14 protein-coding genes are annotated in these 14,737 nt (G+C 64.4%); 5 read left to right on the plus strand and 9 right to left on the minus strand.

What is annotated here, in order from left to right:
* Positions 1 to 163 precede the first annotated feature (163 nt).
* Complete coding sequence (locus ACK4R0_RS15690; protein WP_409676104.1) at positions 164 to 544, plus strand: DUF2147 domain-containing protein; 381 nt, start codon at positions 164 to 166, stop codon at positions 542 to 544.
* A 3-nt stretch (positions 545 to 547) separates the two neighbouring features.
* Here ACK4R0_RS15690 and ACK4R0_RS15695 read toward each other — a convergent pair whose 3' ends face one another.
* A complete protein-coding gene (locus ACK4R0_RS15695) occupies positions 548 to 979 on the minus strand; it encodes a DUF983 domain-containing protein (RefSeq protein ID WP_409676107.1) in 432 nt (143 codons plus the stop codon).
* A gap of 175 nt (positions 980 to 1,154) precedes the next feature.
* Between ACK4R0_RS15695 and ACK4R0_RS15700 the strand changes: the two genes are divergently transcribed.
* Complete coding sequence (locus tag ACK4R0_RS15700) at positions 1,155 to 2,687, plus strand: cryptochrome/photolyase family protein (protein ID WP_409676110.1); 1,533 nt, start codon at positions 1,155 to 1,157, stop codon at positions 2,685 to 2,687.
* Here the strand turns inward: ACK4R0_RS15700 and ACK4R0_RS15705 are convergent.
* Positions 2,677 to 2,880, minus strand: coding sequence for a hypothetical protein (locus ACK4R0_RS15705; RefSeq protein WP_409676113.1), 204 nt, complete (start codon positions 2,878 to 2,880; stop codon positions 2,677 to 2,679). The genes ACK4R0_RS15700 and ACK4R0_RS15705 overlap by 11 nt on opposite strands.
* 168 nt (positions 2,881 to 3,048) lie before the next feature.
* On the opposite strand from ACK4R0_RS15705, the gene ACK4R0_RS15710 reads away from it, so the two are divergent.
* Both ACK4R0_RS15710 and ACK4R0_RS15715 read left to right on the plus strand, forming a co-directional pair.
* Entirely contained in the window at positions 3,049 to 4,257 is a 1,209-nt protein-coding gene (locus tag ACK4R0_RS15710) for an acyl-CoA dehydrogenase (RefSeq protein ID WP_409676116.1), read from the plus strand.
* Between the two features lie 97 nt (positions 4,258 to 4,354).
* Complete coding sequence (locus tag ACK4R0_RS15715) at positions 4,355 to 5,284, plus strand: GGDEF domain-containing protein (protein WP_409676119.1); 930 nt, start codon at positions 4,355 to 4,357, stop codon at positions 5,282 to 5,284.
* A gap of 36 nt (positions 5,285 to 5,320) precedes the next feature.
* Here ACK4R0_RS15715 and argC read toward each other — a convergent pair whose 3' ends face one another.
* From argC to ACK4R0_RS15730, 3 genes are all read right to left on the minus strand, one after another.
* Entirely contained in the window at positions 5,321 to 6,259 is a 939-nt protein-coding gene (argC, locus tag ACK4R0_RS15720; protein WP_409676217.1) for an N-acetyl-gamma-glutamyl-phosphate reductase, read from the minus strand.
* Entirely contained in the window at positions 6,256 to 7,212 is a 957-nt protein-coding gene (locus tag ACK4R0_RS15725) for an NlpC/P60 family protein (protein ID WP_409676122.1), read from the minus strand. Before ACK4R0_RS15725 ends, argC begins: the two co-directional genes overlap by 4 nt.
* 169 nt (positions 7,213 to 7,381) lie before the next feature.
* Positions 7,382 to 8,782, minus strand: coding sequence for a leucyl aminopeptidase family protein (locus ACK4R0_RS15730; RefSeq protein ID WP_409676124.1), 1,401 nt, complete (start codon positions 8,780 to 8,782; stop codon positions 7,382 to 7,384).
* Between the two features lie 71 nt (positions 8,783 to 8,853).
* Between ACK4R0_RS15730 and ACK4R0_RS15735 the strand changes: the two genes are divergently transcribed.
* On the plus strand, positions 8,854 to 9,633 hold the full coding sequence (locus tag ACK4R0_RS15735; RefSeq protein WP_409676127.1) for a DUF4163 domain-containing protein: 780 nt from the start codon (positions 8,854 to 8,856) through the stop codon (positions 9,631 to 9,633).
* A 3-nt stretch (positions 9,634 to 9,636) separates the two neighbouring features.
* Here ACK4R0_RS15735 and ACK4R0_RS15740 read toward each other — a convergent pair whose 3' ends face one another.
* The 4 genes from ACK4R0_RS15740 to ACK4R0_RS15755 all read right to left on the minus strand — a co-directional run bounded on the left by ACK4R0_RS15740 (position 9,637) and on the right by ACK4R0_RS15755 (position 14,707).
* On the minus strand, positions 9,637 to 11,166 hold the full coding sequence (locus ACK4R0_RS15740; protein WP_409676130.1) for a flavin-containing monooxygenase: 1,530 nt from the start codon (positions 11,164 to 11,166) through the stop codon (positions 9,637 to 9,639).
* A gap of 123 nt (positions 11,167 to 11,289) precedes the next feature.
* Positions 11,290 to 11,487, minus strand: a complete 198-nt coding sequence (locus tag ACK4R0_RS15745) for a hypothetical protein (RefSeq protein ID WP_409676133.1) — start codon at positions 11,485 to 11,487, stop codon at positions 11,290 to 11,292.
* Positions 11,475 to 13,061 carry an aldehyde dehydrogenase (NADP(+)) gene (locus tag ACK4R0_RS15750; protein ID WP_409676136.1) on the minus strand — a complete coding sequence of 529 codons (1,587 nt, stop codon included), beginning with the start codon at positions 13,059 to 13,061 and terminating at the stop codon, positions 11,475 to 11,477. Before ACK4R0_RS15750 ends, ACK4R0_RS15745 begins: the two co-directional genes overlap by 13 nt.
* A complete protein-coding gene (locus ACK4R0_RS15755) occupies positions 13,058 to 14,707 on the minus strand; it encodes an amidohydrolase family protein (RefSeq protein ID WP_409676139.1) in 1,650 nt (549 codons plus the stop codon). Before ACK4R0_RS15755 ends, ACK4R0_RS15750 begins: the two co-directional genes overlap by 4 nt.
* Positions 14,708 to 14,737 lie beyond the last annotated feature (30 nt).

A 14,737-nucleotide genomic window follows, 5' to 3' on the forward strand; every position in this document is an offset into this window, starting at 1 on the left:
GACAACGGCAAAGCTGCTCGACACGGGAACACGTTCATGGCCTAACCGTAGCTTCGGCATGGCATAAGCGGGCATCGCCGTGTCACGGGTTGCAAAGGGTCGACATATGTATCGGGTGCGGTTGCAGCATAAGGCATTCGCGTGGGCAGGGCTGGGCCTTGCCATGGCCGTTACCGGGCAGGCAGGGACGGCCGTGGCAGCGGCCGGGAGTGAACCCATCCATGGCACGTGGGAGAACCCCACCGGAGACGTGCGCGTCGTGACCCAGCCATGCGGCACCGAACTGTGCGGCAAGGTCAGCTGGGCGAGCGACCTCGCCAAGAAGGACGCTGCCAATGGCGGCACGCCGCAACTCATCGGCACCAGCCTGCTGCGGAACTATCGCGAGACCAAGCCCGGGCACTGGAAAGGCAACGTGTTCGTTCCCGATCTGGGGGAAACCTATTATTCGACGATCCGGCAGCTCGATGCCAACCGCATCAAGATCAGCGGTTGCATCCTGGGCGGGCTGCTGTGCAAGTCGCAGATATGGCGCAAGCTCTGACGGTCAGTCGGGCCTGGCGGGCTTCACCGCATCAGGCTCGCCAAATCCGTGCATCTTCCAGTGATATTGCAGCGCGATCACGGCGCCCTTGGCAGGTTGCAGCAGCGCGATCGTCAGCACCAGCGCGCCGATGATGGCGATCAGCGCCAGCACGCCCATCGGCAGCAGTTCGCGGCTGCCGGCGGCGATCAGCACCGGGGCAAGAATGTGTCCGCTGATGAAGATCGCGATGTAGGCGGGAAAATCGTCCGCCTGGTGCAGCGTCCAGTCCTGCCCGCAGCACGCGCACCGTTCGACCGGCTTGAGATAGCGGCGGAACAGCGGCTTGTGGTCGCAAGCCGGGCAATGGTTGCGCATCCCGCGCACCGCCATCTGCAGCGCGCTCAGGCTGGCGCTGTTAGGGGCGATCGGGGCGGGGCGAGTGGAATCGGGCATGAACGGTCTTTCAAAAGCGAGGGCGGTAGTCCTGGCTTGTCCAAGATAGGGTCTCGGGTCGGCAATGTCATAGCTTAATGCCGCAGTTGCCCGACGTGCATTGAAGACGTGCATTGAACACGCCGGGCCGCACCCCATCATTATAGGCAGCACCGTTCAGGACACCTGCACCTTCATGAAAACCCTCATTCCGATCCTGGGCGACCAGCTCAGTCATGATCTTTCAGCGCTCGACGGCGCCGATCCTGCACAGACGGTTGTGCTGATGATGGAGGTGGACGACGAAACCCGATACGTCCGCCACCACAAGGCCAAGATCGCCTTCATCCTCTCGGCGATGCGCCACCATGCCGAGGATCTGCGCGCGAAAGGCTGGACGGTCGATTATGTCCGGCTCGACGACCCCGACAACAGCGGCTCGTTTACCGGCGAGGTCGCAAGAGCGATCGAACGGCACAAACCGGATCGCATCATCGCGACCGAACCGGGCGAATGGCGGGTGCTCGCCGCGATGAACGAATGGTCCGACCGCTTCGATGTCCCGGTCGATCTGCGCGAGGACAGCCGCTTCGTGTGCACCCATGCCGAGTTCGACACCTGGGCTGCCGCACGCAAGCAGTTGCGGATGGAGTTCTTCTATCGCGACATGCGCCGCAAGACCGGGCTGCTGCTCGACGAGCATGGCAAGCCCGAAGGCGGCGAGTGGAACTTCGACAGCGAGAACCGCAAGCCCCCGCCGAACGAACCGCTGCTGATCCCGCAGCCGCTGCGGTATGCGCCCGACGCGATCACCCGCGACGTGCTCGAGCTGGTCGCCGCCCGCTTTGCCGACCATCCCGGCAGCCTGGAGCACTTCGCCTTCGCCACCACCCGCGACGATGCGCTTGCCCAGCAGGCGCACTTCATAAAACACGCGCTTGCCCGCTTTGGCGATTATCAGGACGCGATGCTGACCGATCAGCCGTTCCTGTGGCACTCGATCCTCTCGCCCTATCTCAACTGCGGACTGCTCTATCCGCTGGCGCTGTGCCAGGCGGTCGAGGCCGAGTACCGGCGCGGCAAGGTGCCGATCAACGCAGCAGAAGGCTTCATCCGCCAGATCATCGGCTGGCGCGAATATGTCCGCGGCATCTATTGGCGCGAGGGGCCGGATTACGCGCAGCGCAACGTGCTGCAGGCGAACCGCCCCCTCCCCTCGTTCTATTACGACGGCAAGACCGACATGCACTGCATGGCGCAGGCGATCGGCCAGACGCTGGACCATGCCTATGCGCATCACATCCAGCGGCTGATGATCACCGGCAATTTCGCGCTGATCGCGGGGATCGATCCGCATGCGGTGCATACCTGGTATCTCGAGGTCTATGCCGATGCCTATGAGTGGGTCGAACTGCCCAACACGCTGGGGATGAGCCAGTTTGCCGATGGCGGGCTGCTCGCCAGCAAGCCCTATGCCTCGGGCGGCAACTACATCAACACTATGTCCGATTATTGCGGGCGCTGCCGGTACGACGTCAAGGCCAAGACGGGACCGAAGGCGTGCCCGTTCAACCTGCTCTACTGGGATTTTCTCGACCGCAACGCGGCGGTGCTGGGCAACAACCCGCGGCTTGGCATGCCCTATCGCAACTGGTCCAAGCGGCCCGAAAAGGACAAGGCCGCGATCCGATCGGACGCTGCCCGCTTCTTAGGTTCGCTCACCAGATAAAAGAGGTGATCGCCACGAAGAATGCCGAGAAGCTCAGCAGGAACAGCCGGACCTCCTCGTTGCGCTGCGCCTTTTTGCGCTTGGCCAGGACCTCGGGTTCGTCGACCGGGGTCGCGGCCAGAATGCGCGGCGCCAGGCTTTCGCGAAAACTGTGCGGACGGGCGGGGGCGGAAAGAACGGTCAAACGCTGCATGTTGAGAGTGTTAACGCTTTTTTAACCATTGCCCAATGCTAAACTTGGTTAAGACACCCGTGTGCCAGAACCGGACAGGCATGCAGCGGCGCAGCTTTACGCAAACGTCAATCTGCCCACGGAAATTGATGTTTAATCCCGTCCCAAGCTGCGCTAGACCCTTCTCCCATGAAGCATGACACCATCCGCAAGGCCGAGACCATTCCCTTCACCTGGGACGATCCCTTTCTGATCAACGAGCAGCTGACCGAAGAGGAACGGCTGGTCCAGGCGAGCGCGCGCGGGTTTGCGCAGGACGTGCTGCAACCGCGCGTGATCGACGCCTTCCGCGAGGAGATCGACGCGCCCGAACTGTTCCCGATGATGGGCGAAGCCGGGCTGCTCGGCGCGACGCTGCCCGAGGACTTCGGCGGCGCCGAAGCAAGCTATGTCGCCTATGGCCTGATCGCGCGCGAGGTCGAGCGGGTCGACAGCGGCTATCGCTCGATGATGTCGGTGCAAAGCTCACTCGTGATCCATCCGATCAACTCCTATGGCAGCGACGAGCAGCGCCGCAAATACCTCCCCGGCCTGTGCGCAGGCACGCTGATCGGCTGTTTCGGCCTCACCGAACCCGATGCGGGATCGGACCCAGCCGGCATGAAGACGCGGGCGAAGAAGGTCGACGGCGGCTATGTCATCTCGGGCGCAAAGACCTGGATCTCGAACAGCCCGTTTGCCGATGTCTTCGTGATCTGGGCGAAATCCGACGCGCACGGCGGCGCGATCCGTGGCTTCATCCTCGAAAAGGGGATGAAGGGGCTCGACGCCCCCAAGATCAAGGGCAAACTGTCGTTACGCGCCTCGACCACCGGCATGATCCAGATGGACGAGGTCGAGGTCCCCGAAGAGAATCTGCTGCCCAATGTCGAGGGTCTCAAAGGTCCGTTCGGCTGCCTCAACCGCGCGCGTTACGGCATTAGCTGGGGCGCGATGGGCGCGGCGGAGTTCTGCTGGCATGCCGCGCGGCAATATGGGCTCGACCGGGTGCAGTTCGGCAAGCCGCTCGCTGCAACCCAGCTGTTCCAGAAGAAGCTGGCCGACATGCAGACCGAAATCGCGCTGGGGCTGCAGGCGAGCTTGCGCGTCGGGCGGCTGATGGACGAGGGCCGGTTCGCGCCCGAGATGATCTCGATCGTCAAGCGCAACAACTGCGGCAAGGCGCTCGATATCGCCCGTCAGGCGCGCGATATGCACGGCGGCAACGGCATCAGCGAGGAATACCAGGTGATGCGCCACATGGTGAACCTGGAGACGGTGAACACCTATGAGGGCGCGCACGATGTCCACGCGCTGATCCTGGGCCGGGCACAAACCGGCATTCAGGCTTTTTTCTGAACCATTTGGCACCCGGCATGACGCAATGTAACGCGTCGTTAACCGGCGCCGCCTAGCGTGTTTCTTCAAGCGCTTTGTGGGGAGCATATCATACAGCATGGGTGGTTTGGCGCATGATTTCGATCGGGCTGGTCCCGACATGCGGCCCGAACTTGTCCGCTCGCGGCCCAGGCCCGATCCGACGCGGATTGCGCGCAGCCTCGCCCATGCAGGCATCGGTGTGTTCGAATGCGACCTGCGCAACGACAGCCTGCTGTGGACCCGCAGCGTCTACGACATTTTCGGCATAGACCGCTGCAAGATCCCCCATCGCGAAGAGATTGTCGCTTTATACGACGAGCCATCGCGCGAAATGCTCGGCAGGTTGCGCAGCCGCGCGATTGCGCGCCGAACCGGTTTCACGATGGACGCACGGATCACCCGGCCCGATGGCGCCGAGCGATGGGTGCAGATTGTCGCGAAGGTGGAAAGCGAGCGCGGTCGCCCCGCCGTGCTTGTCGGGACCAAGCTCGACATCACCCGCCAGCGGGCCGAATTCGAAGCATTGAAGCAGTCTGCCCAGCAGGATGGCCTGACCGGGCTCTCCAACCGCGCCGTGTTCCAGCAGCGCTTTCTCGACGCTTCGCGCTCGGCGCAAGGCGTTCGCCCGCTTGGCGCGCTGGTGCTTTTCGATGTCGATGGGTTCAAGCAGATCAACGACCGCTATGGCCATGCGGCGGGCGATGCCTGTCTGGTCCAGATCGGCCAGCGGATTCGCCAGTCCTTCCCTGACGCGCTGATGGTCGCCAGGATCGGCGGCGATGAATTTGCCGTGCTGGTGCCCAGCAATCGCAACCTGCGGCGTCTGCAAGCCCGGATCACCGCCGCCACCGCGCTGTTGCGGATGCCGATGGCATGGAACGGCCATCTGCTGGAAGCGGGCGCAAGCCATGGCGCTGCACTGGCGCAAAACGCCATCACCTATGACGCGGAGGATATGTTCCTGCGTGCCGACCAGGCGCTGTACGTCGCCAAGCGGTCGGGCTGATTGCTACCGGCCCATCGTCCTCAGGCGATCAGGAACTCAGGTTCTCAGACCCGCCAGTTCATCCATCCCGGCCATGATGTTGAGGTTCTGCACGGCAGCGCCGCTTGCCCCCTTGCCCAGATTATCGAGCATCGCGATCAGCCGCACCTGCGATCCGTCCGCGCTTGGCAGCACGTAAAGCTTCAGGCAGTCGCTCGCCGCATCGCCTTCGGACACCAGCAGCTCGGCCGGCGCGGTACCTACAGGCGCGACCGCCACCAGCGGCTCGTGCGCATAATGATCGGCCAGCGCCTGGTGCAGCGTCCGCGCATCTGCAAACCCGAGTTCGGGATCGAGAAACAGCGGCACGTCCACCAGCATTCCGCGAAACGCGCGGACGACCGCAGGCGCAAACAACGGCGAGCGGCTGAGCCCGCACAGCACCTGCATTTCAGGCAGATGTTTGTGCTCAAGACCGAGCGCATAGGCCCGATAGCCGATCTCAGGTGCATCGTTCTGCATCCGGGCGATAAGATCCTTGCCGCCCCCCGAATAGCCGCTGACAGCATTGACGATGAACCCATGGTCCGATGGCAACAGCCCCTGTTCGACCAGCGGCGCAACCAACGCGATAAAGGCGGTCGAATAGCAGCCGGGGTTGCTCACCCGTGCAGCAGTGCGGATCGCATCGCGCTGGCCGGCCCTGAACTCGGCAAAGCCGTAGACCCAGCCGTCCGCGACCCGGTGCGCGGTCGAACAATCGATGAACCGGGTCGGTGCGCCCTCGCCAAGCGCCACGGCTTCGCGCGCGGCATCGTCGGGCAGGCACAGGATGACGAAATCGGCATCGCGGATGATGGCCGCACGCGCCGCCACGTTCTTGCGATCGGCATCGGACAGGCCAATCAGACGAAAATCGCTGCGGCCGGCCATCCGGTCGGCAATTTCCAGGCCCGTGGTGCCGACGGCACCATCGATGAAGACTGTTGGCATCAGGATATCCGTTTGCGCGCCAGCACCGGCTGGGGCGTCGTTTCTGGGAAGCGGGCGATGACATCGGCGAGCGGCTCGGCCACCGTCTGCATCCAGGTCGCGTTGGCGTGAACAAGCGTATCTGCGTCCATCATGATCCCGACATGGCCAGGGAAGAACACCAGGTCGCCGCGCTGCAGCGGCTCGTCTTCGGCCAGCGCGCGGCCAAGATCGGCCATCTGCTGGTCGCTGTCGCGGGGCGCAGAAACGCCTGCAAGCCCCAGCACCAGTTGCACCAGCCCCGAGCAATCGAGCGCATCCCCGCCGCGACCGCCCCACAGATACGGCGCGCCGATCAGCTGCATCGCCCGGTCGACGGGGTCGCAATGGCGCTGGTCCAGCGGCACCGCATGGCGAAGCGACATCCAGCCACCCGCGACGCCGAGAAACTTGCCGCACTCGCTGGTCGCTTCGACCGCGACCTGTGCGCCCATCGGATAGGCGGCGATCATCTGCGTCTTGATCGAGGGTTCTGCAAACACCAGCGCGCTGCGGACATGGACGATATGCGTTGGATCGGGTGCGTCCAGCGCGATGTCGGTGAGCAGCGCATAGCCGCAATAGCCATCGTGCAGGCCATAGCCCCAGCCCCATTCGCCGGTGCTGTCGAGCAGCGCAAAGGCCTCACCCGGCAGCAGCTGGCTGACAGCCTCCGAATCGCGCGATGCGGCCTTGCGCAGCATGGTTCCGCCCGCAGATACGCGATGCAGCTGCGGCTCTACATAATGCGGCGCGAAGAACCGGCCGGCCAGCGCGATATCGGCAAGGTCGCCGCGGATCGGGGTCGTGCGCGGATCATAATCGGCGACCGGCCCGGCCAGCGCAAACTGGCGCACCGGTGCTGGCGCATCGTCTGTCCCGCCCGGCTGGTGCGATGCCAATTCGCCCGCCAGCACATCAGCCGAAGAACGTGTCATGTGTATCAAGAAAACAGGTCCCTCGCGCAAAGCATCGCCACAATACCAGAATGCGCCCGTCCATGGCTTCGGGCTGGCGGCGCAGATAGACGAGTTGCAGCCGTTTGTCCAAACTGCCGATTATCACGCCGAAATGCGATGAAAAAATGCTTTCAGATCCGCATCGTCTTCACGCCGGAGCGCCATAGCGGCCGCGCAGATAGTGCCAGGATGCGCGTAGCCCCAGGGCTTCGCCGCCCTTGGGCTGGCCGGGGCGCGCGGTGGGGCGCCAGGCAAAGGTATCGAAATGCGCCCAGGGCACGCCTTCGCCGACGAAGCGCTGCAGGAACAACGCCGCCGTGACCGCGCCTGCAAATGCGCCGCCGCTGTTGCCGATGTCGGCGATATCGCTGACGTACATGTCCTCATAACCCGCCCACAGGGGCAGCCGCCAGCATGGATCGTTCACCGCATTGCCACTGGCGACGAGGCCATCGGCGAGCGGGTCGCTGTTGGCGAACAGCGCAGGCAGATCGGGGCCCAGCGCAACCCGCGCAGCGCCGGTCAGCGTCGCGAAATCGATCAGCACGTCGGGCGGAGTCTCGCAGGCGCGGGCCAGGCAGTCGCCCAGCACCAGCCGCCCTTCGGCATCGGTGTTGCCGATCTCGACGGTGATGCCGTTGCGGCTCTTGAGCACGTCGCCGGGACGGAAAGCGTTGCCGGAAATCGCGTTCTCGACCGCGCCGACCAGCATGTGCAAGCGTACCGGCAGGCCCAGACGCATGATCAGCTGCGCCAGCGCCAATGCATGCGCCGCGCCGCCCATGTCCTTCTTCATCAGCAGCATGCCGGTCGAAGACTTGATATCCAGCCCGCCGCTGTCGAAGCACACGCCCTTGCCGACGATCGCCAGGCGGGGGTGCTCCTCGCGCCCCCAGTGCAGTTCGATCAGCCGCGGCGCATGGCTGCGCGCCGCAGCCCGGCCGACCGCGTGGATCATCGGATAGCCGGTGGCGAGCGCATCGCCACGGGTCACTTCAAGCGATGCGCCATAGCGTTTTGCCAGCGCCTCGGCCGCAGCTTCCAGCTCGGCGGGGCCCATGTCCTCAGCAGGGGTGTTGACCAGGTCGCGCACCCATGCGGTCGCCTCTGCCTCGGCGATACGGTCGTTCAGCCTTGCAGGTTCGCCGGTCAGAAGGACGCGCGGCCCCTGCGGGTTTTCATCCGGCTTCTTGTACCGGGTCAGCCGATGCTGCGCCAAGGCCCAGCCGATGACCGCGTCACCGGGCCGGGCTTCGCCTGCCAGCCGGTAGGTTCCGCCTGCGAGCACCTCGGGCGCCTTGGCCAGGCACCAGGGGCGCAGATTGGCGGCATCGCCAACGCCCAGCACCACCGCCCAGTCATCGGCGTTCTCGCCGGGCACAAGGACCAGCTCATTCGGCCTGGCGGAAAAGCGCATCGCGCCCAGGTGATTGCGGATGCGCGGCGGCGCCGATGCCAGCCACCCGGCAAGCCCCGTCTTGTCGACGAGATGAAGCATGCGTGCGGGCTGGCCAAGGTCCGGCTGGACGAGGTGGGACAAATCTATCATTGTCGGTGCATAGAGCATTTTCAAGCCGGGACGCGAGTGAGATTATGATAGTTCGAAATCCTGTACGGGCGTTGTCTCTCGCCCTCGCGCTGCTGGCGCTGCCCGGAATGGCCGCGTGCCAGCAGGCAACCGACGTCGCCGAGAAAGCGCAATCGCCCGCCACCGGAACAGACAAGGCCGTTCCGGTCGCCTTCGAGCGCGAAACCGAATCCTTCGCCTTCAGCTACGACTATCCCGCTGAGGCAGCGGCGCTTTCCGGACTTGCCAGGGTGCTTGAAGCCGACCGCGAGAAGGCATTGGCCGAGCTGCAGACACAGTCCGCAGAGGCGAAAAAGGACGCGGCCGAAAACGACTATCCCTTCAACCCGCACATGCTGGGCATCAGCTGGAAAGTGACCGGCGAAAGCGCGGAATTGCTGGCGATGGTCGGAGAAATCAGCAGCTTTTCGGGCGGAGCGCATGGCAACACCGGCTATGAGGCGCTGATCTGGGACAAGGCGGCCAACCGCCGCATCGCGCTCGACGCCGTGTTCACCGATATGGCATCGGCGCTCGAGCCGATCCGCCAGCCTTATTGCGATGCGCTCAATGCCGACCGCAGGGAACGGCGCGGAGAATATGCCGGCGAGCCAGATGACATGTTCAACACATGCCCCCCGTTCTCTGAGCTGGTTCTGGTGCCCTATGCCGGCGGCGACGGCGGCTTCAACCGGATGATGATCATCGCTGCGCCTTATGTGGCCGGACCCTATGCCGAGGGCGCGTACGACATCAGCGTCGCGCTGCCCGGACCCTTGCTCGAGCGGATCAAGCCCGAATACCGCAAGGCCTTCGTCGCCACCGCGCGCTGACGGTCACTCGGCAGCGATGGCCGTCTCGCTGGCGGCCACCGAAGCGCCGGGGTCGGCCTTGCGGAAGGCGAGCACGCCATCGTCGACGGCCTCCTCGCGCAGCACCTTGCGGTCGAACAGATAATCCTGGTTGAGCCGCCAGGGCATGCGATCGCCCTGCTTGGGCAGAATATCGAGCGCGCGCTGGACATAGCCCGAGGAGAAATCGAAGATCTCCTCCTCGTTGATCGGGCCATCGCTGCCCAGCACCGGGACGGCAATCTGCGTACCGGTGGCCGCCATGTGGTTGAGCGTGCGACAGACGTAATCGGCAACAATATCGACCTTGAGCGTCCACGAGGCGTTGAGATAGCCGAAGACGATCGCCATGTTCGGCACGTCGCTGAACATGCAGCCCTTGTAATAGAAGTGCTTGGTGAAATCGACCGGCGCGCCATCGACCGAGAACGCGACCTTGCCCGCCATCGCAAGCTTGAGTCCGGTGGCGGTGATGATGACATCGGCGTCGAGTTCCCTGCCCGATTTGAGCTGGATGCCGGTGGGCGTGAACCTGTCGATATGATCGGTGACGATATCGGCCTTTCCATCGCGGATGGCCTTGAACATGTCGCCATCGGGGACGAGGCACAGCCGCTGATCCCATGGGCCATAGGGTGGCTGAAAATCGGGTTCGTTCATCGCCGGACCCATGATCTTGCGAATCCGCTTGAGCAGATAGTCGCCGACCTTTTTGGGGTTTTCGCGCGCGCGCTTGAATGAGATCTGCTGCATCCGCACGTTCTTGAAGCGGATGAAGCGATACGCCCATGTATCGGGCATGATGGCGCGCAGCGAATTGGCCAGCCAGTCCTTGGCCGGACGGCTCCAGTACCAGGTCGGCGTGCGCTGCAGCATGGTGACGTGCGCCGCCTTGTCGGTCATCGACGGAACGATCGTCACTGCGGTCGCGCCCGACCCGATCACGACGACACGCTTGCCGGCGTAGTCGAAATCCTTGGGCCAGAATTGCGGGTGGATGATCTCTCCGCCAAAGCTCTCGCGGCCTTCGAACGCGGGGTCATAGCCCTGATCGTAATCGTAATAGCCGGTTCCCATGAACAGGTAGTTGGCGGTGAGATGGCATACGCCCTGCCCTTCGACCTCGGCGGCGATCGTCCAGCGCGCCTCGCTGCTCGACCAGCTGGCCGAGAGCACCTTGTGGCCCAGCCGGACATGATCGTTCAGGCCGCGTTCGTCCTTGATCCGGCGCAGATAGCTGAGGATCGAGGGACCATCGGCGATCGCCTTCTGCTCGCGCCAGGGCTCGAACTCGAAGCCCAAAGTGTGCATGTCGCTGTCCGAGCGAATGCCAGGGTACTGGAACAGGTTCCATGTCCCGCCGATATCGCTGCGCTGGTCGAGAATCGCGAAGCTGCGCCCGGGGCATTTTTCCTTGAGATGCACCGCCATGCCGATCCCGGAAATCCCCGCGCCGATGATCAGCACGTCGAGATGGGTCGCAGCTTTGAGGTCGGACGGCTTTTCGTGCTTCATGGCTCAGGCTCTCCATTGGCAGACCGCGTTTGGCGCGGCTCTTTTACGTTAAGGGCAAGCTATACCATGCTGACATGGTTGTAAATTGCAACCGGTATCGGCCCGAACCGGCCTTTTCTGCGATCAGGAAACCTGCTCCTCCTCGATCCTGGCGAGCAGGCGCTGCGCCACCGACGCGCGAATCGGCTCGCCGCGCTCGATCTTGCGCAGCGTGTTGTAGCTGATGCCAAAGCGGTCCATCACGGCTTGCTCGGTGCGCACTGCGCAGCCTTGCAGGACGTAGTCGGCAATATCCGGCGGCAAGGGAATCAAAACGACCACACTCCGTCGATGCGCGACACCATGCCGGTCTGTCCGCCTTCGCGCAGCATCGGGGGCAGCAGATCGGACGGCAGGTCCTGATAGCTGACCGGGCGCAGGAACCGGTCGATGGCGAGCGTGCCCACCGAGGTGGTGCGCCCATCCGAGGTCGCAGGGTACGGCCCGCCATGGTTGATCGCGTGGCCCACCTCGACCCCGGTCGGCCAGCCATTGGCGAGGATGCGACCCACCCGGCGCTCGAGCACCGGCAGCAGCGCGCGGGCATCGTCATGGTCGCCAGCGTCCATGTGCAGCGTCGCGGTCAGCTGACCTTCCAGATCGGCCAGCACGGTGAGCAATTCGTCGCGGTCCGCACAGCGCACCACGATCGACGACGCGCCGAACACTTCGTGGCGAAGCTCGGCATTGACGAGCCAGTCTGCAGCGCTGACGCTGAACAAAGCGGTGCGGCCTTCGTGCGGGCCCGTGGGGTGCACGCCGCGCGCGATGGTTTGCACCTCGGCCGTGGCGGCAAGCGCCGCGCTGCCTTTTTCATAGGCGGAATGGATGCCTGCGGTGAGCATGGTCTGCGGCGCCTGCGCTTCGACAAGCTGACCGGCCTCCGCCAGGAATGCGTCGAGCTCTGGCCCTTCGATGGCCAGCAGCAGCCCAGGATTGGTGCAGAACTGCCCCGACCCCAAAGTCAGCGACCCGATATAGCCTGCCGCCAGCGCCTTGCCACGCGCCGCCAGCGCTGCAGGCAGCAGGATCACGGGGTTGATCGCCGACATCTCGGCAAAGACAGGGATCGGCTGGGTGCGGGCCGCAGCGATCTTCATCAACGCCTCGCCGCCGCCGCGCGATCCGGTAAAACCGACCGCCTGGATGCGCGGATCGGCCACCAGGCTTGCGCCGATGGCATTGCCGGTGCCGCTCAAAAGGCTGAACACGCCTGCGGGCACACCGGTGTCAGCCGCTGCCTGGACGATGGCGCCCGCGATCAGTTCCGAGGTGCCGGGGTGCGCGGGGTGGCCCTTGACCACCACCGGGCAGCCCGCAGCCAGCGCCGAGGCGGTGTCGCCGCCGGCGGTCGAGAACGCGAGCGGGAAATTGGAGGCGCCAAACACCGCGACCGGGCCCAGCGGCACCATGCGCAGGCGCAGGTCGGGCTTCGGCGGGGAGCGATCAGGATCGGCATGGTCGATGCGCAGTTTCATCCACTGGCCATCGCGCACTTCGCGGGCGAACAGCCGCAACTGACCGCAGGTGCGCCCGCGCTCGCCGGTGATGCGCGCGACAGGCAGCCCGGTTTCGCGGCATGCGCGTTCGATCAGCGCATCGCCCAGCGCTTCGATGTTCGACGCGATCGCGTCGAGAAACGCGGCGCGGATCTCGATAGGCAGATCGGCATAGGGTATCGCTGCATCATGGCCCGCAGCGCAGGCCTCGGCCACGTGCTGCTCGGTCGAGATGAAGAACCCGATGTCGTCGATGGTCGCGCCGGCGGCGGGATCATAAGCACGGAAAACTTCGCCGCTTCCGCGCCGTTCGCCTGCGATGAAGAATTCACCGGTCAGTCCTGCGGGATTGGTCATTGCGTCAGATCTTCCTGTTCGATTGTCATATAGCCCGGCGGCAGTCCGCGCTCGGCCTTCGATCGCGCCACGATGGCGCGGATGTCTGCTCTCAACGCCTTGCCCTCGTAGAAGATGCCGTCCTTCACCGTCCAGGCGATGCCGCCGACGCGCTGGGCCTTGCCCGTCGCATCGTCGAGCTTGAGCGTTCCGGTGGCGAAAAGCAGCTTGAGGTTGGCGATCGGATTGCCCTTCACGATCACCAGATCGGCCTTCTTGCCCGGCTCGATCGTGCCGATATCGGCATCATGGCCCAAAAGCCGCGCGCCCTGCTGCGTTGCCGAATTGATCACCTCGAGCGGGCTGAACCCGGCCTCGCGCAGCAGTTCCATCTCCTGGATATAGCCGAAACCGTAGGTGTTATAGATATAGCCCGCGTCTGAACCCACGGTGACTCGACCGCCGCGGTTCTTGTATTCATTGACGAACGTCATCCACAGCCGGTAGTTTTCCTTCCAGTCCATCTCGCGCTCGGTAGTCCAATCGAACCAGTAGGATCCATGGTTGATCCGGCTGGGGCGGTACCAGTCCCACAAAGCGGGCATGGTGTATTCATTGTGCCAGAAAGCACGGTTCATCCGCATCAGGTCGCGGCTGGCAAGATAGGCGGTGAAGGTAGGGTCGAGCCTGAAGCCGCGCTCGAGCAGCGTCTCCATCACCTCGTTCCATTTGTCCGAACCCGGCTTGGCGGTCTGCTTCCACAACCGGCCCGCTTCGCCAAAGCGCATCTGCTCGTCGGTGTTCACGAAGTCTGTCGGCCAGTCCTGCAGCTTCTGCCCAGTGAACATCGCCTCGGGCAGGCCGTACCAGTGCTCCATCGATTCAAGCCCGGCCTCGGTGGTGCGCAGCACGTTGGCATAAGCGACGACGCCCTGCGCGTGGTGCATCGTCGAATGCATGCCGAGCTTTTTGGTCTCTTCGATACCCGCGATCAGGGCGGCTTCGCTGCCGCCGATGAACTTGATGCCGTCCGCGCCGCGCCTCTTGGCATCGCGGATCGCCAGCCGCCCTTCCTCGGCGGTGCGGATCGGCAGCCCGATCTGGTGGAACATCGGATAGACATCGAGCCTTGGGCCGGTGATCTCGTTGCGCGCCAGCCGCTGCTTGATCGCGACCTGCTGCTCGATCGACATTTCCGACGAGCCGACATTGCGCGCGGTGGTGATGCCGTGCGCGAGCCAGAGCTTGAGCACATAATCCGAAGGCACGCCCTGCCCGTCGCTCAAAGTGTGCAGATGGACATGCGCGTCGACGAAGCCGGGCAGCACATAATGCCCGGTCAGGTCGATCTCGTGATCGCCGCGCGGCGGGCGCCGCGGTTCCTCGATCGCTCCGGGCGAGCCGATCGAGACGATCCGCATGATTCGGTCGTTCTCGATGACAATGTCGACCGGGCCCTGCGCGGGTGCGCCGGTGCCATCGACATAGATCGCGTTGCGCAGCACGGTGCGCGGCCATGGCCCCTCGCCCAGCGTACGCGCCGGAATGGGATCGGCGACCTCGCGCTGCTGCGCCTGCCCCAGTGCCTGGCCCTGCACCGGGACCGATGCACTGGCGGCCAGCGCCAGCATCGATGCCACCGCCAGTAATGTGCGCCCGATCCGCATGTTTCCTGCTCCCCTGATGCTTCGAATGAT

It is taken from the genome of Blastomonas sp., assembly GCF_046294995.1.
Taxonomy (GTDB): Bacteria; Pseudomonadota; Alphaproteobacteria; order Sphingomonadales; family Sphingomonadaceae; genus Blastomonas.

What these genes read in the sequence shown, in the direction of transcription:
- ACK4R0_RS15690 (WP_409676104.1), top strand. Translation starts at nt 164, where the DNA reads ATGGCCGTTACCGGGCAGGCAGGGACGGCCGTGGCAGCGGCCGGGAGT.
- ACK4R0_RS15695 (WP_409676107.1), bottom strand. Translation starts at nt 979, where the DNA reads ATGCCCGATTCCACTCGCCCCGCCCCGATCGCCCCTAACAGCGCCAGC.
- ACK4R0_RS15700 (WP_409676110.1), top strand. Translation starts at nt 1,155, where the DNA reads ATGAAAACCCTCATTCCGATCCTGGGCGACCAGCTCAGTCATGATCTT.
- ACK4R0_RS15705 (WP_409676113.1), bottom strand. Translation starts at nt 2,880, where the DNA reads ATGCAGCGTTTGACCGTTCTTTCCGCCCCCGCCCGTCCGCACAGTTTT.
- ACK4R0_RS15710 (WP_409676116.1), top strand. Translation starts at nt 3,049, where the DNA reads ATGAAGCATGACACCATCCGCAAGGCCGAGACCATTCCCTTCACCTGG.
- ACK4R0_RS15715 (WP_409676119.1), top strand. Translation starts at nt 4,355, where the DNA reads ATGGGTGGTTTGGCGCATGATTTCGATCGGGCTGGTCCCGACATGCGG.
- ACK4R0_RS15725 (WP_409676122.1), bottom strand. Translation starts at nt 7,212, where the DNA reads ATGACACGTTCTTCGGCTGATGTGCTGGCGGGCGAATTGGCATCGCAC.
- ACK4R0_RS15730 (WP_409676124.1), bottom strand. Translation starts at nt 8,782, where the DNA reads ATGATAGATTTGTCCCACCTCGTCCAGCCGGACCTTGGCCAGCCCGCA.
- ACK4R0_RS15740 (WP_409676130.1), bottom strand. Translation starts at nt 11,166, where the DNA reads ATGAAGCACGAAAAGCCGTCCGACCTCAAAGCTGCGACCCATCTCGAC.
- ACK4R0_RS15750 (WP_409676136.1), bottom strand. Translation starts at nt 13,061, where the DNA reads ATGACCAATCCCGCAGGACTGACCGGTGAATTCTTCATCGCAGGCGAA.
- ACK4R0_RS15755 (WP_409676139.1), bottom strand. Translation starts at nt 14,707, where the DNA reads ATGCGGATCGGGCGCACATTACTGGCGGTGGCATCGATGCTGGCGCTG.